The sequence below is a fragment of the Thauera sp. JM12B12 genome (genome assembly GCF_039614725.1).
Classification (GTDB): domain Bacteria; phylum Pseudomonadota; class Gammaproteobacteria; order Burkholderiales; family Rhodocyclaceae; genus Thauera.
On sequence record NZ_CP154859.1, the window covers coordinates 2,212,701 to 2,231,290 of the forward strand.

Annotated in this window: 15 protein-coding genes; 6 read left to right on the forward strand and 9 right to left on the reverse strand. The window is 68.8% G+C overall.

Annotation, left to right across the window (positions count from 1 at the left end; all coding sequences use genetic code 11):
* Positions 1-129: 129 nt before the first annotated feature.
* From AAG895_RS09850 to AAG895_RS09865, 4 genes are all read right to left on the reverse strand, one after another.
* Positions 130-1,767, reverse strand: a complete 1,638-nt coding sequence (locus AAG895_RS09850) for a DUF1302 family protein (RefSeq protein ID WP_345791843.1) — start codon at positions 1,765-1,767, stop codon at positions 130-132.
* 32 nt (positions 1,768-1,799) lie between these two features.
* The gene (locus AAG895_RS09855) at positions 1,800-3,182 is read right to left on the reverse strand and encodes a DUF1329 domain-containing protein (protein WP_345791844.1); all 1,383 of its coding nucleotides are present in this window, start codon (positions 3,180-3,182) and stop codon (positions 1,800-1,802) included.
* 174 nt (positions 3,183-3,356) lie between these two features.
* Complete coding sequence (locus tag AAG895_RS09860; protein WP_345791845.1) at positions 3,357-5,057, reverse strand: class I adenylate-forming enzyme family protein; 1,701 nt, start codon at positions 5,055-5,057, stop codon at positions 3,357-3,359.
* Positions 5,058-5,073: 16 nt separating this feature from the next.
* Complete coding sequence (locus AAG895_RS09865; protein WP_345791846.1) at positions 5,074-6,147, reverse strand: MBL fold metallo-hydrolase; 1,074 nt, start codon at positions 6,145-6,147, stop codon at positions 5,074-5,076.
* Between the two features lie 247 nt (positions 6,148-6,394).
* Here AAG895_RS09865 and AAG895_RS09870 point away from each other — a divergent pair, with 247 nt between their 5' ends.
* Both AAG895_RS09870 and AAG895_RS09875 read left to right on the forward strand, forming a co-directional pair.
* The gene (locus tag AAG895_RS09870; protein ID WP_345791847.1) at positions 6,395-7,501 is read left to right on the forward strand and encodes a Rieske 2Fe-2S domain-containing protein; all 1,107 of its coding nucleotides are present in this window, start codon (positions 6,395-6,397) and stop codon (positions 7,499-7,501) included.
* An 81-nt stretch (positions 7,502-7,582) separates the two neighbouring features.
* Positions 7,583-7,876, forward strand: coding sequence for a hypothetical protein (locus AAG895_RS09875; RefSeq protein ID WP_345791848.1), 294 nt, complete (start codon positions 7,583-7,585; stop codon positions 7,874-7,876).
* 36 nt (positions 7,877-7,912) lie between these two features.
* Here AAG895_RS09875 and AAG895_RS09880 read toward each other — a convergent pair whose 3' ends face one another.
* The 5 genes from AAG895_RS09880 to AAG895_RS09900 form a co-directional block, all read right to left on the reverse strand.
* On the reverse strand, positions 7,913-9,358 hold the full coding sequence (locus AAG895_RS09880; RefSeq protein ID WP_345791849.1) for an aldehyde dehydrogenase family protein: 1,446 nt from the start codon (positions 9,356-9,358) through the stop codon (positions 7,913-7,915).
* A gap of 37 nt (positions 9,359-9,395) precedes the next feature.
* Positions 9,396-11,000 (reverse strand): GMC family oxidoreductase N-terminal domain-containing protein, encoded by a 1,605-nt coding sequence (locus AAG895_RS09885; protein ID WP_345791850.1) that lies wholly within the window; start codon positions 10,998-11,000, stop codon positions 9,396-9,398.
* Position 11,001: 1 nt separating this feature from the next.
* Positions 11,002-11,688, reverse strand: a complete 687-nt coding sequence (locus AAG895_RS09890; RefSeq protein ID WP_345791851.1) for a nitroreductase — start codon at positions 11,686-11,688, stop codon at positions 11,002-11,004.
* A 78-nt stretch (positions 11,689-11,766) separates the two neighbouring features.
* Entirely contained in the window at positions 11,767-12,558 is a 792-nt protein-coding gene (locus AAG895_RS09895) for an enoyl-CoA hydratase-related protein (RefSeq protein WP_345791852.1), read from the reverse strand.
* 168 nt (positions 12,559-12,726) lie between these two features.
* Complete coding sequence (locus AAG895_RS09900; protein ID WP_345791853.1) at positions 12,727-13,467, reverse strand: TetR/AcrR family transcriptional regulator; 741 nt, start codon at positions 13,465-13,467, stop codon at positions 12,727-12,729.
* A 169-nt stretch (positions 13,468-13,636) separates the two neighbouring features.
* Here AAG895_RS09900 and AAG895_RS09905 point away from each other — a divergent pair, with 169 nt between their 5' ends.
* From AAG895_RS09905 to AAG895_RS09920, 4 genes are read left to right on the forward strand one after another with little or no spacing between them, the layout of a single operon-like run.
* Positions 13,637-14,902, forward strand: coding sequence for an anaerobic sulfatase maturase (locus AAG895_RS09905; protein ID WP_345791854.1), 1,266 nt, complete (start codon positions 13,637-13,639; stop codon positions 14,900-14,902).
* 34 nt (positions 14,903-14,936) lie between these two features.
* Positions 14,937-16,472, forward strand: a complete 1,536-nt coding sequence (locus AAG895_RS09910; protein WP_345791855.1) for an arylsulfatase — start codon at positions 14,937-14,939, stop codon at positions 16,470-16,472.
* Positions 16,469-17,527: an AAA family ATPase gene (locus AAG895_RS09915; protein WP_345791856.1), complete on the forward strand. Its 1,059-nt coding sequence runs from the start codon at positions 16,469-16,471 to the stop codon at positions 17,525-17,527. The genes AAG895_RS09910 and AAG895_RS09915 overlap by 4 nt, the downstream gene beginning before the upstream one ends.
* A complete protein-coding gene (locus tag AAG895_RS09920; protein WP_345791857.1) occupies positions 17,524-18,585 on the forward strand; it encodes a DUF58 domain-containing protein in 1,062 nt (353 codons plus the stop codon). The genes AAG895_RS09915 and AAG895_RS09920 overlap by 4 nt, the downstream gene beginning before the upstream one ends.
* Positions 18,586-18,590: the final 5 nt, after the last annotated feature.

Consider the following 18,590-nt stretch of genomic DNA (forward strand, 5'->3'; position numbering starts at 1 on the left):
AAGGGCCCGAAGAACGCCACTGCCTCGTCGAGCCAGTGGCGTTCATCTTTTTACCGGGCGGAAGATGGACGACAAAAAGCCCGCGGGTCGGATAGACCCCGCGGGCTTCGGCTGCAGCGGAACGTCAGATCAGAACGAATACTTCATCGTCAGCGAGAGCTGGTCGCGGTCGGTCAGGCCACGGAAATTCTTCGGCCCCTCGATCCCGAGACGACCCAGATTGGCATCGCCGAAGTAACCGAGATAGGTGAGACCGACCTGGAAGTTGCGCTTGTAGGTCATGGTGGCGCCCACGCTCAAGCGGTGGTCGCCCTCACCCCCGACGCCGCCCAGGAGGGTGCGACCCTGCAGCTGACGCGCATAGGCGACGGTCGTGCCCAGCTCCCAGTTCTCGACGATTCCAGGATAGGTCGAGCTCAGGAGCGCCTGGAACGCCATGCCATGGCTGCCGAAGAACAGGTCGCTGTTCTCGGGCGCCACGAAATCGACGAACGCTGCCGGCAGTGAGCTGGCCCCCGGAACGCGACGGGCGGCGGGATTGCGCACGTCGACATACGAGATTTCGGCAAGCAGTTGCGACTGAGGTGCGAGCCAGGTACGCCCAAGGTTGATGAACGTATTGACGTTGGTCTGGAGGATGTCTGCCGTCGTCGCGGTCGGAATCACCGAGGCCACGCCGCGGTTGACCAGCGCCGTCTTGACCAGGGCCGGCGCATCCTTCTTGTAGGACACTTCCATGCCGAGCGTCGCAACCCCGAACGTCGTGCTCAAAGTCGCGCCAAGGAGCTTCACATCTTCCTGGTAACGAATCGAGTAGGACGGGCCACTGATGAAATTCGTGTCCACGTTCGGCGTACGGTCGTGATAGTTGAGGTAGTACAGGCCGACCTCGGTCTCATCCGTTACGCGATAGCGTGTCCCGACGCCCCACTGCCCCGTCTTTCCCGGGCGATCGTCGGCAGTGCGTTGCACCGCACAGAAGCCGCTGACCTTCAGGCACTCCGCCCCCGGCCCCGTGACGTCGCTCGTGCTCAGGAAGGACCCCACTGCCGGCGCGATCGTCTCATGCCAGTTGTACTGGACATGGCCGAGAAGCGACAGCTTGTCGTTGACCTCGTACTGCACCGAGAGCTGGTCCTCGGGCAGCAGCTGGTCCTTGACCTCGGTGCCCGGCACGCCGGTCTTGGTGCCGTCCGCCGGGCCTTGCGCAAGCGAGATGCCGGGGAAGAACAGCGCCTCGCCCCAGGAGACCACGTGCTTGCCGAGGCGGAACGTGGCCCGGCCCTCCTCGCCGATATCCACCGACGTGTAGCCGTAGAGGTCGAGCAGGCGGCTGTAGCCGCCGTGGTAGCGCTTGGTCGCACTGTTGAACTCGTCCGGCGCGCCCGACAGCTTGTTGGGCGAGGTCGAAAGCGAGTTGTCGTTCGAGCGGTGATAGACGTCGTCGTAGAAGGTACTCGCCGACATCACCAGGCCGGAGTTGCCCTTGGTCAGCTTGGCGTCGAGCAACAGGCTGAGGCGGTTGGCAGTCAGCGCGCCCCGGTCGAAGTTGTTGTTGCCGTCATTGCCGTTGGCGTTCGTCGCTTCCGAGGACAGTAGGGCGTCGCGCGACTCCAGCCGGGTCGACATCGTGTAGGTCGAGTTGACCCGCCAGTCGAGCACCATCCCATTGTCGAACTCGATCGCCTTGCCCGCGAAGGCCGGCGACATCACCCCCATCCCGATCACGGCGAGCGCAACCGGCTTCATCTTCTTGTGCAGTTTCATGCTGCGTGCTCCCTATCGTTTGCTTTGATCGCTCACTGGCCCATCGCACGCAGCGCGGCGGGGGTGTACATGTCGGGGGTCAGGTCGCCGGCATTGAGCACCCATGCCTTGTCGCGCTCCTGGACCAGGTTGAAGCCGACATAGGCCCCCGAGTTCAGGTCGTGGTAGAAGGCGGTGCCGGCCTGCCAGGCGTTCAGGTCGAAGGCGTAGAAGTGGTTGATGAAGGCGTGCTGCCACAGCTCGCCGCGGGTGTCGTAGTAGTCACCCACCGAGGCCTGCCAGTTGTCCTCGTCGATGAACATCACGCGCTTGCCGAAGGCGTGGCGGTAGCCCTCCTTGAGCTTGCCCTCAAGCACCCAGACCCGGCGCAGTTCGTAGCGCATGTAGTTGGGGTTGGCATGGCCCTTGGTCAGCAGGTCGGCGTACTTCACGTTCTTCGAATGGATGCGGTAGGCGTTCGCCGGGATGTACATCTCCTTCTTGCCGTGCAGCGTCCACTCGTAGCGGCTCGGGTCGCCGTTCATCAGGCGGTCCTGGTCGATGGTCATCTTGCCGCCGGTACCACCCATCGGGGAGTCGAAGCCGTAGGTCGGCAGCTGGCGCACGCGACGGGTGCCCGGGTCGTACTGCCACGCCAGGCGCTTGGCCCGCGCGAAGTTCACCGGCTCCTGCGAGGCGGTGAAGCTGCCGCGATCACGCTCGGGCAGCAGGGTGCCGGAGATCGAGTAGGCCATCAGCCCTTCCATCGGCTTGCCGAGCTCATCGGGCGAGGTGACCACGTTCAGGTTCTTGTTGACCTGCCGGCCCCAGGTGACGCTGCCGTCCGACGCCACGTCGGCGATGTCGCGCACGATGTGCTCGGTGAAGGCACGGTAGGGGAAGTTCATGTTGGCGAGGACTTCCATCGGCGCCTTGGGAATCGGGAAGCCGACCGGCCCCTTGTAGCCCGTGTAGCCGAGGCCGCCATCGATCAGCTCCGCCTCGAGCGCATTTTTCTTCGCCAGCTCGCAGATCACGTCCGGGTAGCGGAAGTCACGGCGGCTCTGATAAACCGGCATGCGGAAGGTGTCGGGAAAGCGCTTGAACAGGGCCTTCTGGCCGTCGCTCAGCTTGTCGGCGTACTTTTCCATGTTCGCCGCGGTGATCTCGAACAGCGGCTTGTCTTCCGGATAGACGTCGACCGGATGCTGGCCGGAGTGGAGCGTGTACTCGACGTGCGGCGGCTTGCCCAGCCACTTGCCGGAGAAGGCGGGAATGCTGCCGTCCGCGTTCGGGCCGGCTTCGGCGCCGACGCAAGTAAGTTCCTTGCCAAGCTTGGCGGCTTCGGCCTCGGTCACCTTCGCCATTGCATTACCGGAAGCCATCGACATCGCGATCGTGGTCATGACCGGCACCCAAACACGGGTTTTAATCATTTAAGTCTCCTTCCTGGTGGGCGTTTCAAATGTCCCGATTGATCCAGCGAACCGGATGCAGGTGCCGCAGCTTCTGACGCGCGCCGCTTCTGCATCCGGTTGCATTGTTTTGTTTTCGGGTCACCTGCTACATCGTCCGATGGGACTAAGTCGGCGCGATGGAGCGAACTTTTTTCAGGCCTGCGTGGTCGCGATGAACGCGCTGCGCAGCTGCGCCTTCAGCAGCTTGCCGGCCGGGTTGCGCGGCAAGGGGTCGGTGAGCACGTGAACGACGGCCGGGACCTTGTAGGCGGCGAGGTGGGCACCCACGTGCGCACGCAGGGCCTGGGCATCCAGGCCGCAGCCCTCGCGCACCGATACCACCGCGGCGATCGCTTCGCCGGTCTCCTCGTCGGGTACCGCGAACACCGCGGCCTCGAGCACCTCGGGCTGCTGCAGCAGGCAGGACTCGACCTCGGCCGCGGCGATCTTCTCGCCGCAGCGGTTGATGACGTCCTTGATGCGATCGACGACGAACAGGAAGCCCTCGTCATCCACATAGCCGACGTCGCCGGTGCGGAACCAGCCGTCCTGCATCGCCGCGCCGGTGGCGTCCGCGTTGCGCCAGTAGCCCTTCATGATGGTGACGCCGCGCAACCAGATCTCGCCCTGCTCGCACGCCGGCAGCGGCTGGCCCATGGCGTCGGCGATGCGTACCTCGACGATCGGCGAGGTGACGCCCGAGCTGCGCGGCTTGTAGGCGAACAGCGCACCCGAGGCGGCGGCACCCACGCCATTGGTTTCGGTGAGGCCGAAGCCAATGCCGGACAGCGAGTTCGGGCGCCGGCGCATGACCTCTTCGATCAGCCGCTGCGGCAGGCCTGCTCCGCCGAAACCCAGCCCGGCGAGGGTCCCGGTCTGCGCCGGATCGTCGAAGCCCGGCTGGGCCAGAAGCTGCATCACCATCGACGGCGCCCCGTTGAACTGGGTGATGCGCTCCTCGCGGATGACCTCGATCGCCTGCGCCGGATCCCAGCGCGTCACGAACACGAGCTGGCGGCCGTTGCGCAGCGAGTTCAGCAGCTGCGCATGCAGGCCGCTGACGTGGAACAGCGGCACCGCGGTGAGCGTGGTCGGCGGCAGGCCCTTGGCCATCAGCGCCGCGACCGCCTCGGGCGAGGTCATGCCCGACAGTGCACCGATGAAGTCGATGTTGAACAGGGCCTGGCAGACCGCGCGCTGCGAGGACAGCACGCCCTTGGCACGGCTGGTCGCACCCGAGGTGAACAGAATCAGGGCCGGGTCGTCCGGTCCGAGCGCCGGCGCGGGTGCCGGCTCTGCCGCCTGGCTCGCGAGCGCGCGATAGTCGGCAGCAGCGGCCGGCAGGTCGCCCTCGCCGACGCACAGAATGCGGCAGCCCGCCACCCGGGTATTGCCGTCGATGCGGGCCAGGCGCTCGGCGTCGCAGGCGAATACGCGCGGCTCGACGTCGTCGATCGCCGCATGCAGCTCCTCGCCGAGCCCGAAGCTGTTGAGCGGCGCCGGCACCGCGCCGATCAGCGCGGCGGCCGCGAACACCACCGCCCACTCCGGCCGGTTGCGCATCGCGATCGCGACCCGGTCGCCCGGCTGCACGCCCCAGGCGCGCAGCTGCGCGGCGATCGCGTCCGCCTCGGCGAAGAAGCGGTCGAAGCTCCAGGTCTCGCCCTGGAAGCGGATGAACGGCTTGGCGCCGTGCGCGCGTGCGCTGGAGATCAGCGCAGGCAGGTTGGGAAAGGCGTTGCGGTAGACGCGCACGGTGCGCCCGTCGACCTCGGCCTCCATCGTCTCGAAGGGCGCGCCGGGCGCGGTCAGCTGGGCTCGAACCTTGTGGGCCAGTTCGGAAAGCGGGGACATCGGTAACTCCTGAAGATCAGTTTGCAAGGCTGAAGCGGTAAAGCCCGTCGTCGTCCAGCACGCGGCGAACCTCGCCCGCGTAGCGCAGGCAGGACAGATGGGCGATCGTCTCGCCGAGCGCCATCATGTCTTCGACGGCGCTGAGCACGCGCGGAAACAGTTTGCTCTTGGTCTCGAAGGCCGTGGCGCTGCCGTTCTCGCGCAGGTGGCCGCGCACGATGTCGAACTGCAGGACATGGTGGGCGTGAAGTTCCGCGACGCGCGGCAGCAGTCCACGGAACACCCGCTCGTGCGAGGGCAGCACGAGGGTATCGGGGGCAAGCTGGGCCAGGCGGTCGAGCGAGTCGAGCCAGAGCTTGAGCGGGTTGGCCTCGGGTTCGATGTCGGAGACCAGCACGTTGGAGGTGATGCGCGGCAGCAGCTGGTCGCCCGCGATCAGCAGGCGGTCCGAATCGCAATACAGGCAGGCATGCTCGGGCGAGTGGCCCTCGCCGATCACCACCCGCCAGTCACGACCGCCGATGTGCAGCACCTGCCCTTCGCGCAGCCGGGTGAACGCGCGCGGCTGCGGCGGCATGAAGGGATCGCGGCGCAGCTTGGCGAACATCTCCTCGACGCGCTCGCGCGGCATGCCCGCGCGCAGGTAGAACGTGAGCATGGAGTCGGGCAGCGGCTCGGGCGGCGGGCCGGCCAGCGTGCGCATGGTGAAGTACTCGCCATGCGTCATGTACAGCGGCGCATCGAAGCGCTCGGTCAGCCACGCCGACAAGCCGGCGTGGTCGTAGTGGAAGTGCGTGCAGATCAGGCCCTTGAGCGGCAGGCCGTCGAAATGCTGCTCGACGATCGTCTCCCACAGCGCGCGCGAGGCCGGCAGATTGAGGCCGGTGTCGACGATGAACCAGCCGTCGTGATCGCGCAGCAGATAGACGTTGATGTGGTCGAGCTGCATCGGCATCGGCATGCGCGCCCACAGCACACCGGGGGCGAGCGTGACCACCTCGCCGTCGGGCCGGGGCGGATCGAACGGAAACGCGATCGGCTCGGGGGTGCCGGACGCCACTTCTGCCGGGGAATGCGCGGTGTGGACCATGGAGTCTCCGTCCTTGTGATTGTTGTCCGAGCCTAACCTTAGGCGGGAGCGCAGCACGCGGACACGTCCAAAAGGACGATAGGCCCGTCCTCCCGCCGCCCTGCCCCGCCGACGCCGCCCATCGTCCAAACAGGGGATGCGCCCCCCGATGCCGCCCCCGACAATCAGCCAGGGTCGGGGTTTCAGGCCAGCATCTGGTGCCAGCCCGATGAATCGCACACTGGATCACAACGAAGAGGAGGCCCGCATGGCCACAACGAAAGACTATCGCCTTGGTGAATTCACCTTCCCTCGCGGCTGGTTCATGATCGCGGAGGCTTCCGAGCTCGACACCCACAAGCCCTTGTCGGTGCGTTTCTTCGGCCAGGACTTCGCGCTCTACCGCGGCCGCGAAACCGGCAAGGTCGTGCTGCTCGACGCCTATTGCCCGCACATGAAGACCCACCTGGCGGCGCCGAACAACACCTCCTACGTCGTCATCGACGGCGGCGGCTCCAACGTCGATGGTGACGGCATCCGCTGTCCCTACCATGGCTGGCGCTTCGGTGCCGACGGCAAGTGCAACGACATCCCCTATCACGAGGGCCAGATTCCCGCCGCCGCGAAAGTGAAGTCGTGGCCGGTCGTCGAGAGCCTGGGTGCGGTCTGGGTGTGGTACGACCCCGAGGGCGGCGAGCCCGAGTGGGACCACCCGAGCCTGAAGGAGTGGGACGATCCGGCCTGGGTGCACTGGAAGTTCGACCACCTCGGCATGCTCCAGCAGCATCCGCAGGAAGTCATCGACAACATCTGCGACTACGGCCACCTGAGCCCGATCCACGGCTCGACCGTGCAGCGCTACGAGAACGAGTTCAAGGCCCACCACGCCATCCAGCGCCAGTGCGGCCCGCACCGCACCCTGGTGGGCGAGAACGGCGTCAGCCCGATCCTGCACACCATCACCATCTACCACGGCCCCGGCGTGCTGATCTCCCACCTGACCGGCCTCTACGACGCCGTGCTGATGATCACTCACACGCCGGTCGAGGATGGCTCGCTCAAGGTCTGGCATGCGCTGCTGGTCAAGTCGCCGAGCAACAGCGCGGTCGCCACGCGCACCGACATGATCGCCGCCCGCCAGTTCCAGGAAGCCAGTCGCCTCGCCTTCGCGCAGGACTTCGAGGTGTGGACCAACAAGGCACCGTGCCTGAACGGTCTCTTCATCCCCAGCGATGGCCCCTTCATGAAGGCGCGCATCTGGTACAAGCAGTTCTTCAACCCGCGCGCGAAGAAGCACGAGTACCTCGAGCAGTGCGAGGGCTACTACGTCCCGAAGGGCATCCCGCCCTACTCCGAGACCCCGGTCGCCGCCTGAGCGCGGGATCGTCATGAAGCACGCACGGCCTGTCTCCCCGACAGGCCGTTTTTTCATCCATCGCAGAAAAGGACGCCAGACATGGCCATTGCATCGTTCGCACCCTGGGTCGGGCTGATCGGTCTCATCGGCCTCGCCGGACTCGCCGGCATCCGGCGGCCGGTCCTCCCCGCGCGCTCCGGCGCGGCCATCCGCATGCTGGGCCTGCTCGGCCTGGCCGGGCTCGCCGGCATCTGGATCGAGGGCGCCGGCGCCATGGGCGCCTTCGGGGCGCTGGGGCTGTGGAACCATCAGTCTCCGAAGCTCGCGTTCTGGGGACGCCTGGGCTGGGCCGGTCTCGCCGGGCTGCCCTTCGCGCTCCGCGCGATCGCCTGAAACGTCGCGGCCCCGTATGCACGGGGCCGCGATGCCTCACACCTTCAGCGTTGCCAGCAAACGCCCATAGAGCTTCTTCGAATAGGGCGGCAGCAAGCCGAGCGCCTTGCGCGGATCCCACCATCCGCTGCGATACACCGTGCGCGGATGACAGAATTCGTTGAATCCTTCGCGCCCGTGATACACCCCCATGCCCGAGGCGCCTACGCCGCCAAAGGGCGCATCGTGCGCGGCGACCTGCAGCATCACGTCGTTGATCGCCACGCCACCGGACAGGGTGCGCTCGAGCACCTGGCGCTCCTCCGCGCGGTCGGTGCCGAAGTAATACAACGCGAGCGGACGCGGGCCGGCGTTGATGCGGTCGATGACCGCATCGATGTCCGCGTAGCGCTCGACCTGCAGCAAGGGGCCGAAGATCTCCTCGCGCGCAATCCGGCTGCCGACAGGCGCATCGACGACCAGATGCAGCGCCAGCTTGCGCCCGCTGGCGACCAGGCCCCCACCGCAGTCAACGATCCGCCCGCCTGCCGAGCGGACCTCGTCCAGGTAGCCGCGGATGCGGGCGAAGTGGCGCGCGTCGATGACCGAGGTCAGCGCGGCATCGCCGGCGACCGGGGGAAACAGGCGCCGATGAACCGCCTCACACGCCGCAATGAAGGGCTCGACGAGCGCGTCCGCGACGTGCACCGTGTCCGGACTGACGCAGACCTGGCCGCTGTTCATCACCTTTGCGCTCACGATGCGCTCGGCGGCCATCGCCACATCTGCGCTCCGGCCGACGATCACCGGCGACTTGCCGCCCAACTCCAGGGTGACGGGCACCAGGTTCTCGGCCGCCGCCCGCATCACCCGGGTGCCGGTCGTCGTGCTGCCGGTAAACACCAGGTGATCGAAGGGCAAGGCACTGAATGCCCCCGCAACCGCCGCATCGCCGGTGAACACGGCGACCTCGTCCGCAGCGAACCGGTCTGCGACCGCCGCCTGCAACAGGGCCGAAGTGCGCGGCACGAACTCGGACGGCTTCAGCATCGCGCGGTTGCCGGCAGCGAGCGCAAAGGCCAGCGGCGCCAGGGTGGTGAACAGCGGCACGTTCCACGGCCCCAGGATGCCCACCACCCCCTTGGGCATGCGCTGCACCTCGACCCGGGCCCCGAACAGGTTGAACGGGACGACGCCGTCGCGCCGGTCTGGCTTCATCCAGCGCCGGACCCGCCCGCGTGCGTACTTGACCGTGTTGAAGGTCGCCATCACGTCGCTCATCAGCGAGGTCTCGCGTGGCCGCCCGCCAAAATCCGCGTCGAGCGCAGCGCAGAAGTCGTCCGCCCGCTCGCGCAGCAGAACCATCAGCCGTGTGAGGCGATCGGTGCGCAGGGCCGCGTCGGCCAGACCCTTACGCGCCTGCGCGGCCTTCATCGCCTCCAGGCAGGCGTGCAGCGTCGCCTCGTCCGCGCTATGCAGCCGCACCATCTCATCGCTGTTCATTTTCATCCCATTCCTCACTTCATCCGGACGGCCGACGTCAGCCCCGCGCGGCGCGCGCGAACTCGGCCGCGCGCTCGCCGATCACGATCGCGGTGGCATTGGTGTTGCCCGAGATCAGCCGCGGCATCACCGAGGCGTCGGCCACGCGCAAGCCCGTCACGCCGCGTACCGCCAGCGTGGTATCGACCACGGCGGCCGCGTCGCTGCCCATGCGGCAGGTGCCCACCGGATGATGTCCGGTGGTGCCGGCACGGCGGGCGTAGTCCAGCAACTGCTCGCGCGTGGTCGCGACGGTACCGGGATACACCTCGTCCGCGGTGATCGCCGCCAGTGCAGGGGCAGCGGCAATGCGCCGCGCCCACGCCATGCCGGCGAGCGTGACCTCGACGTCGTGGTCGGTGCTCAGGTAGTTCATGCGCAGGCGCGGCCGCGCCGCGGGATCGGCCGAGGCCAGGCTGACGACGCCGCGCGAGGTCGGCCGGCAGACGTTGGGCGCCAGCGTGTAGCCGGGAAAGCCATGCAGCTTCTTGTGCTCGCCGTCGAGGTCGCCCGAGAGCGGCAGCACGTGGAACTGCAGGTCGGGACGCACGAGATCCGCGCGGCTGCGCAGGAAGATGCCGACCTCCGCCGCCGGCATGGTCATCGCGCCGCGCTTGCGCACGAGGTAGTTCAGCACTTCGAGCAGCACGCGCGCCCCGCCCAGGCGGGGGTTCATCGACGGCTGGCCGTCGCGCAGCCGCCACATCAGCGGCACCACCAGATGGTCCTGCAGGTCTGCGCCCACCGCGGGCGCATCGACGCGCACCGGAATGCCATGGCGTGCGAGCTCCGCGCCCGGCCCGATCCCCGACAGCATCAGGATCTGCGGCGAGCCTATGGCGCCGGCGCACAGGATCACCTCGGCGCGCGCCCCAGCCAGCCGTGCCTGCCCGCCGAGCTGGTAGCGCACGCCGGTCGCGCGCCCGCCCTCGATCACCACGCCGGCGACCAGCGCCCCCGTGTGCACCGCCAGGTTTTGGCGTGCGCGTGCCGGGCGCAGGTAGCCATGCGCCGCCGAACACCGACGCGCGTGGGCGATCGTGGCCTGGTAGGGGCCGACGCCCTCCTGGCGCGCGCCGTTGAAGTCGCGAGTGCGGGGAACGCCCGCCTGCTCGGCGGCCCGGATCATGACCTCGGCCAGCGGCGTCGGGTCGACCAGGTCGGACACCGCGATCGGACCGTCCTGGCCGTGATGCTCATCGGCGATGCCCAGGTTGCGCTCCATGCGGCGGAAGTACGGCGCCAGGTCGGCCCAGCCCCAGCCGGGCGCCCCGGCGGCGACCCAGTCGTCGTAGTCCTCGTGCTGGCCGCGAATGTAGATGAGGCCGTTGATCGCCGAGCTGCCGCCCAGCACCTTGCCACGCGGCAAGGGCACGCGGCGGCCCTCGAGACCGGGCTCGGCCTCGGTCTCGAAGGCCCAGTTGAAGGGGCTCGCCGGATCCTGCGTCTTGCCCCAGCCGGCGGGCATGTCGATCAGCAGCGTGTCGTCGCGCCCGCCAGCCTCGAGCAGCAGCACGCTGCAGCCGGGGTCTTCCGACAGGCGGGCGGCGACTGCGCAGCCGGCGCTGCCCGCGCCCACCACGATGTAGTCGAAGCTGTCCATCTCAATCCTCACGGATCAGGGTGCAGGCGGTCACGTCGCGGCCGAGGCGCGCGTCATTGACCGGCGCCGCGGGGTCGGGGCGGCCGAAGGACACGCCGAACAGGAGCTGGGCACCGGGCGCGATGTCGAACTCGGCGCGTACCCGCTCGGGGTGGAAGCTGAGCGCGGTCTGCGGGCAGCTCGCATGGCCCATGCTCGTGAGCGCCAGCATGAAGGTCTGCGCGCACATGCCCAGGTCGGCGGCCTCGCGGATGCCGAAGCCTGCAGGCAGGAAGAAGAAGGCGACGTGCGGCGCGCCGAAGAAGGCGTAGTTGCGCATGAACTGCGCCTGGCGCCCGGCCTTGTCCTCGCGCGCGATGCCGGCCGCCCCGTAGAGGGCCTCGGCGGCGGCGACCTGGCGCTCGCGATAGACGCCGGCATAGCGGCCGTCATAGGGCAGGTCCGGCGCCATGTGGCCGCGCATCATGTCGGCGGAGATGGCGGCCGCCAGTCGGTCGCGGGCGGCGCCGGAGGCCACCGCGATCGTCCACGGCTGCGTGTTGCAGTTCGAAGGCGCACGGCAGGCGAGCGCGAGGGCGCGCTCGATGTCGGCTTGCGGCAGCGGCTCGGCGAGAAAGGCACGGGTCGACGCGCGACGCGCGACGATGTCGGCGAAAGCCGCAGCGAGATCGGTATCAGTCTGTTGCATGGAAAGCTTCATCCGGGTTGATGCCAAAGGATCGGCCTGAGGGGCCACCGCAGGGGGCGCGCTGGGCGGACTGCCGCCTCAGCGCCCTTCCCACACCGGCGCGCGCTTCTGGTTGAAGGCCATGATGCCCTCGACCACGTCGCGGCTGCCCCGCATCGCCTCGATGGCCGGGTAGCCGCCCGCATCCTGGCGGCGGATCGCCTCGTCGAGCGGCAGCGCCAGGCCGTCGCGCACCGCGGCCTTGGTCGCGCGCAGCGCCAGCGGCGCGTTGGCGCACAGCTGCGCGCACCAGCGCGCGATGGCGAAGTCCATGGCGCCGTCGTCCACCACCTCGTTCACCAGCCCCCACTCCGCTGCCTGGTCGGCATCGATGCTGCGCGCCGTCAGCAGCAGCTCCATCGCCCGCTTCATGCCGATCTGGCGCGGCAGGCGGTGCATGCCGCCGGCGTAGGCGACGGCGCCGATGCGCGGCTCGGGCAGCGCGAAGCTCGAGCTGCGGGTCGCGAGCACCAGGTCGCAAGCCATCGCCACCTCGAAGCCACCGCCCATGGCGATGCCCTCGACCGCGGCGATGACCGGCTTGTCGAGGTCGAAACGGCTGGTGAGGCCGCCGTAGCCGGTGGCGGGGATCGTGTAGGGGGCGCCGCCCTCGAGCGCGGTGCGCATCGCACGGATGTCGCCGCCGGCCGAGAACGCCCGCCCGCCCGCGCCACGCACCACGGCGATCCAGAGCTCGTCATCGGCCGCGAAGGCATCGAAGGCCTCGGACATCAGGGCCTGGGTTTCCGGGTCGAGCGCGTTCATCGCCTCGGGCCGGTTGATGGTGACGGTCAGCACATGGCCGTCGATACGGGTCAAGACCTTGCTCACGGGACGCAGCTCCTATCGCATCCGGCGCACACGCTGTCGCCGGGACGCCTCAAGTATAGGGAGCCACTCCCGCCATCCCGATTCGCATTAGGTGGAACCGAACATGGGGAGCAAGCTACTGATAAAGCGAAAGAAAAAAGCGTACGCGGCGCTCGGCAGGCCAGCCCGTCACGTTTCGCCAGCCCTGTCCCGGTGGTCGCGGGTGGGCAGGCGGGGGTCGAGCATCCCGAGCGCCATGGCGAGCAGGCAGTCGAGGAAGGCAGCCTGCCCGACGCGTTCCGGCGCGTCCTCGAGCGCCGCCCGGATCACCGAGCGCATGGCCATGCACAGCATGTAGGCCGCCATGTCGGCGCGTTCGGGCTCGAGCTCGGGTACGTAGAGCGTGACGAAGGGCAGCCAGGCGTCCTCGACGAACTCGCGCGAGCTCGCGTAGGGCCCGATGCGCATGCCCATCTGCAGCTCGGGGTGGTACTTGAGATGGAACCCGGCGTGCAGCCGGTGCAGGCGCAGCTCGGTCCTCACCATGTTCTGCAGGATCTCGCGCAGCGCCCCTTCCAGCGGGAGGCCGGCGACCGAGGCCCGCAGCGCCGGCACCGACACGGCGGCCTCCTCGCGCAGCACGTGCTCGAAGGCCTGGCCGAGCACCGCCTCGATATTGGGAAAGTACTGGTAGAAGGAGCCGACCGCGACGCCCGACACCTCGGCCAGGCGGTTGACCGTCAGCGCCTCGCTGCCCTCCTCCTCCAGCACACGTATACAGGCCTCGATCAGCGCCGAGACGAGCGAGCGCGAGCGCGACTGGGAAGGCAGCTTGCGCGGTGCGGGGACGCGCCCCTTGCGGGGACGTTCGGAGGAGACGGGCTTTCCTTGCGCCATATGCAATACGAAGACGGTTCCGGACTCAGCCATTCGAAAGGCTGAAGTCCCTTTTTAAACAGACATTTAACGATGGCGAGCGGAGATGGCGAATGCGAATTCCGACCGCTGCCCCCGCTACCTATACTCGGTTCCATCTGTCGTCACGTCCCGCATCGGCGGGCCGGACGGCAGGGGCACTGTAACAAGGATGGAGGGAGATGTGAGCCACGCCGACCCCGTGACCGCCACGCCGCGCTGCGCGCTGCCGCCCCTGCCAGCCGGGCGACACTACCGCTACCACGTGATGGTCAAGCCGGCCGGCGCGCTGTGCAACCTCGACTGTCCGTACTGCTTCTACCTGCACAAGACCGACCTGCTGCAGCACGGCCGCAACGCGCGCATGGACGAGGGGCTGCTGGAAACCCACATCCGGCAGTACATCGAGGCCCAGACCGGCGACGAGGTGGTGTTCTCCTGGCAGGGCGGCGAGCCCACGGTGATGGGGCTGGACTTCTTCCGCCGCGTGGTCGAACTGCAGGCGCGCCATCGCAAGCCCGGCCAGCGTATCGAGAACGACCTGCAGACCAACGGCCTGCTGCTCGACGACGAATGGGTCGCCTTCCTGAAGGCGCACGGCTTCGTTGTCGGCCTCAGCGTGGACGGCACGCCCGAGCTGCACGACCGCTATCGCCCGACCAAGGGCGGCGAGCCGACCTACGACCGCGTCATCGCCGCCGCCGCCCGGCTGGCGGCGGCCGAGGTGCCCTTCTCCCTGCTGTGCGTGGTCAATCGCGACGTGGCGCGGGCACCGCTCGAGGTCTATCGCAGCCTGCGCGCGATCCCGGGCAGCTTCCGCATCCAGTTCACGCCCTGCGTCGAGACGCGCGACTTCAAGCTGCGTGCGCCCGGGCTGGCCAGGCCGGCCGACATGCCGCTGCTCGGCACCCCGCGCACGCGGCCCGATCACCCGCTGTCCATCGTCACCGAATGGTCGGTCGATGCGCGCGACTATGGCGACTTCCTGTGTGCCGTGTGGGCGGAATGGCTGGCGCACGACTTTGGTCGCCTGCACATCAATGTGTTCGAGACCGCGGTGGCGCAGTCGCTCGGCCTGCCCGCGCAGATGTGCACCAGCGCGCCGGTGTGCGGCAAGGCCATGGCGCTGGAGCACGACGGCGAGCTCTATGCCTGCGACCACTTCGTCTATCCCGAATACCGTCTCGGCAACATCCGCGAGGTTCACCAAGGCGACCTCGCCTTCGCCGACAAGCAGGTCCGGTTCGGCCTCGCCAAGCATGACAGCCTGCCCGGCCACTGCCGGCGCTGCCCGCACCTGCAGCTGTGCTGGGGCGAATGCCCGAAGAACCGGCTGCTGCGTGCGCCCGACGGCGAGACCGGCCTCAACTACCTGTGCGAAGGCCTCGCCCACTTCTATGAACAGGTCCGCAGGGACATGCCCGCCATCCGGCGCCGCCTCGGCCGGTAAGCCCCCAGGACCCCAACCCGAGAGAGGATACCTCATGAAACACCCCCAACGCCGCTGGCACCGCCTGGCCCTCGCCGCCGCCATCGCCGGCTTTGGCAGCGCGCAGGCGCAGGCACAATCGCAGGCGCCCAAGCGGCCGAACATCCTCGTGATCATGGGTGACGACATCGGCTACTCGAACGTCGGCCTCTACAGTCACGGGATGATGGTGCCCACCCCCAACATCGATCGCATCGGGCGCGAAGGCATCCTGTTCACCGATCATTACGCCCACCCCAGCTCGACTGCCGGGCGCGCGGCCTTCATCACCGGCCAGCTGCCGATCCGCACCGGCCTGACCACCGTCGGCTTGCCCGGCTCGCCGGTCGGGCTCGACGCGCGCGATCCGACGCTGGCCGAGCTGCTCAAGGAGCTGGGCTATCGCACCGGACAGTTCGGCAAGAACCACCTCGGCGACCGCAACGAGCACCTGCCCACGGTGCATGGATTCGACGAGTTTTACGGCAACCTCTACCACCTCAACGCCGAGGAAGAGCCGGAACTGCGCATGTGGCGCAAGGATCCCGGCTTCAATGCGCGCTACCGGCCGCGCGGCGTGATCGACAGCGTGGCGAGCAAGGAGGACGACGCGACCGTCGACCCCCGTTTCGGCAAGGTCGGCAAACAGAAGGTGCGCGACACCGGCCCGCTCACCACCGAGCGCATGGAAACCGTGGACGAAGAGTTCCTGGAGCGCACCAAGCGCTTCATCACCCAATCCACCCAGGCGGGCGAGCCCTTCTTCGCCTGGCTGAACACCACCCGGATGCACATCTACACGCACCTGAAGCCCGAGTCTCGTCACCTCGCCAGCGACCTCTCCAGCGAGTTCGACATCTACGGCAGCGGGCTCATCGAGCATGACGGCCACGTCGGCCAGCTGCTCGACCTGCTCGACAAGCTGAAGATCGCCGACGACACGATCGTGGTCTACACGACCGACAACGGCGCGATGGTGGCCTGGTGGCCCGACGCCGGCGCAACCCCCTTCCGCGGCGAGAAGGCCACCACCTGGGAAGGCGGCGTGCGCGTGCCGATGCTGGTGCGCTGGCCGGCGAAGATCCCCGCCGGCAAGGTCTCGAACGGCATCCAGACCCATGAGGACATGTTCACCACGCTGGCCAGCGCCGCCGGCCATGACAAGGTCGCGGCCAAGCTCAAGGAGCGTGATGGCGTCTGCATCGACGGTGTCGACAACCTGACGCACTGGACGGGCAATGCCCCCTCGGCGCGCAACGTGGTCCACTACTACGACGAGAGCAAGTACACGGCGATCCGCATCGGCGCGTGGAAGAGCCACTTCCAGACGCGCGAGGGCTTCTTCGACAGCCACAAGCCGAGCTCGCTGGTGTTCAACCTGCGCATGGACCCATACGAGCGGCATGGCGGACAGAAGAGCAACGATCTCGCCATGAAGATGGGCATCGGGTTCGGCGGCCAGGTCGCGGACGCCGCCGGCGCCCACATGGCCAGCTTCCAGGCCTGCCCGCCGCGGCAGAAGGGAGGCTCGCTGCGGATGGGAGGCCAATGAGCGAGACCGCGCACGCTGCCTTCGCACGCCTGCGCGGGCAGCTCGACCAGGCGATCGTCGGTCAGCCGGCGCTGATCGACGCGCTGCTGATCGCCCTGCTCGCCGACGGTCACCTGCTGCTCGAGGGCCTGCCCGGTCTGGCCAAGACGCGCGCGATCAAGGCGCTCGGGCAGGCCCTCAACCTGCGCCTGTCGCGCATCCAGTTCACCCCCGACCTGCTGCCATCGGATCTCATCGGTGCCGAGGTCTATCACCAGACCGAGCCGGGCCAGGGTCGCTTCGTCTTCGAGGCGGGCCCGGTGTTCGCGCCGCTGGTGCTGGCCGATGAGATCAATCGGGCGCCGGCCAAGGTGCAGTCCGCGCTGCTGGAGGCGATGGAAGAGCGCCAGGTGACCGTCGCCGGGAAGACCCATCCCCTGCCCTGGCCCTTCCTGGTGATGGCGACGCAGAACCCGATCGAGCATGAGGGCACCTATCCCCTGCCCGAGGCGCAGACGGACCGCTTCCTGATGAAGACCCGGATCGGCTATCCGGATCTCGCTGCCGAGCGCGACATCCTGCACCTGGTGCGCGAGGAAGAAGGCCGGCGGCTCGCCGTGGCGCAGTGCCACCCCGACACGGATGCGGGCCGCCTCGCTGAACCCCTCGGCGCCCTGCCTGGCGTGCCCGAAGCCGGGCGGGCGCAGCCCGAACACGCGTCCGTGACCTGGCTGGCCGACGCCCGGCGGGCGGTCCATGCCGTGCATGTGTCGGCCGCCATCGACACCTATCTGGTCGATCTGATCCAGGCCACGCGCACGCCCGAGCGCCTCAGCCCGGAGGTGGCGCGCTGGATCGAGGCCGGCGCCAGTCCGCGCGGCACGATCGCGCTCGACCGCTGCGCACGCGCCCATGCCTGGCTGCACGGGCGCGACTTCGTCGGCCCCGACGACGTGCTCGCGGTGCTCCACCCCTGCCTCCGGCACCGGCTGGTACTCAGCCACGAAGCCCTGGCCGCGGGGGTGGAGGCCGACGCGATCATCGATCGCATTGCCGCGCTGGTCGCCGCGCCATGACCCTGCTCCAGCGCCTGCTGCCCGGCGGCGGGTGGCCCTGGTCGCGCGCGCGCACCACCGCGTCCGCCGCGGGCGCGGCGCCGACGCCTGGCGCAGGGCCGACGCCCGGCGCAGTGGCGACGCCCGGCGTCTACCTCGCGCTGGGCGATCTGCTGGCACTGGAACATCCCGTCCGCCGGCTGCGCTGGCCCGCGCGCGGCGCGCCGGTCCACAGCCAGCTGGCCGGCCGCCATCGCGCCCGCGTGCGTGGCCGCGGCCTGGACTTCATCGAGCTGCGCCCGTACCTGCCGGGCGACGACACCCGCAGCATCGACTGGCGAGCAAGCGTCCGCACCGGCAAGACCCAGCTCAGGGTGTATGGCGAGGAGCGCGAACACCCCACCTGGCTGGTGGTGGACCAGCGCATCTCGATGTTCTTCGCCCGGCGCGGCGCGCTGCGCTCGGTGGTGGCGGGCGAAGCCGCAGCCGTCTGGGGCTGGCGTGCGCTCGCGGCGGGTGACCGCGTCGGCGGGCTCGTGTTCGGCGACGACGGCATCGACGCCATCACGCCGGGTCGCGGTCGGCGTTCGCTGCTGCGCCTGCTCGACCGCCTGGTTGCCCGCAACCACCGGCTGCGCGCCGACACCCCCTGCCCCGCTGATCCCGAGCAGCTCGATGCCGCCTTGGCGCAACTGCTCGCCCGGGCGCCACGCGATGCCGTCGTCGTCGTGCTGTCCGACCTCGACGGCATGGGCGCGCGCAGCCGCGAGCAGCTGATCGCACTCGCCCGCCACAACGACCTGGTCCTGCTGCCGATCCGCGACGATCCCGGCACCGCGCGCCCGGTCCGCGTGGTCGTCACCGACGGCAGCCTCCAGCTTCCGGTCGACCACACCGACGAGGCCGTGCGCAGCCGCTTGGCCGACCTCGCGCATGCGCGCATGGAAAGCCTGCTCGCGCTGCGCAGGGAGATCGGCTGCGTCGTCTTCCCGCTCGTCACCAGCGAACCGGCGCTGCTGCAGCTGGCACGCGGCATGGCGAGCCCGGCCGCGCGTGCGCCGCGTCCGGGTGGTGGCTGAACGAT

Excerpts from the sequence above, each read along its gene's own strand:
- AAG895_RS09850 (WP_345791843.1), bottom strand. The coding sequence starts at position 1,767 with ATGAAACTGCACAAGAAGATGAAGCCGGTTGCGCTCGCCGTGATCGGG.
- AAG895_RS09855 (WP_345791844.1), bottom strand. The coding sequence starts at position 3,182 with ATGATTAAAACCCGTGTTTGGGTGCCGGTCATGACCACGATCGCGATG.
- AAG895_RS09860 (WP_345791845.1), bottom strand. The coding sequence starts at position 5,057 with ATGTCCCCGCTTTCCGAACTGGCCCACAAGGTTCGAGCCCAGCTGACC.
- AAG895_RS09865 (WP_345791846.1), bottom strand. The coding sequence starts at position 6,147 with ATGGTCCACACCGCGCATTCCCCGGCAGAAGTGGCGTCCGGCACCCCC.
- AAG895_RS09870 (WP_345791847.1), top strand. The coding sequence starts at position 6,395 with ATGGCCACAACGAAAGACTATCGCCTTGGTGAATTCACCTTCCCTCGC.
- AAG895_RS09875 (WP_345791848.1), top strand. The coding sequence starts at position 7,583 with ATGGCCATTGCATCGTTCGCACCCTGGGTCGGGCTGATCGGTCTCATC.
- AAG895_RS09880 (WP_345791849.1), bottom strand. The coding sequence starts at position 9,358 with ATGAACAGCGATGAGATGGTGCGGCTGCATAGCGCGGACGAGGCGACG.
- AAG895_RS09885 (WP_345791850.1), bottom strand. The coding sequence starts at position 11,000 with ATGGACAGCTTCGACTACATCGTGGTGGGCGCGGGCAGCGCCGGCTGC.
- AAG895_RS09890 (WP_345791851.1), bottom strand. The coding sequence starts at position 11,688 with ATGCAACAGACTGATACCGATCTCGCTGCGGCTTTCGCCGACATCGTC.
- AAG895_RS09900 (WP_345791853.1), bottom strand. The coding sequence starts at position 13,467 with ATGGCTGAGTCCGGAACCGTCTTCGTATTGCATATGGCGCAAGGAAAG.
- AAG895_RS09910 (WP_345791855.1), top strand. The coding sequence starts at position 14,937 with ATGAAACACCCCCAACGCCGCTGGCACCGCCTGGCCCTCGCCGCCGCC.
- AAG895_RS09915 (WP_345791856.1), top strand. The coding sequence starts at position 16,469 with ATGAGCGAGACCGCGCACGCTGCCTTCGCACGCCTGCGCGGGCAGCTC.
- AAG895_RS09920 (WP_345791857.1), top strand. The coding sequence starts at position 17,524 with ATGACCCTGCTCCAGCGCCTGCTGCCCGGCGGCGGGTGGCCCTGGTCG.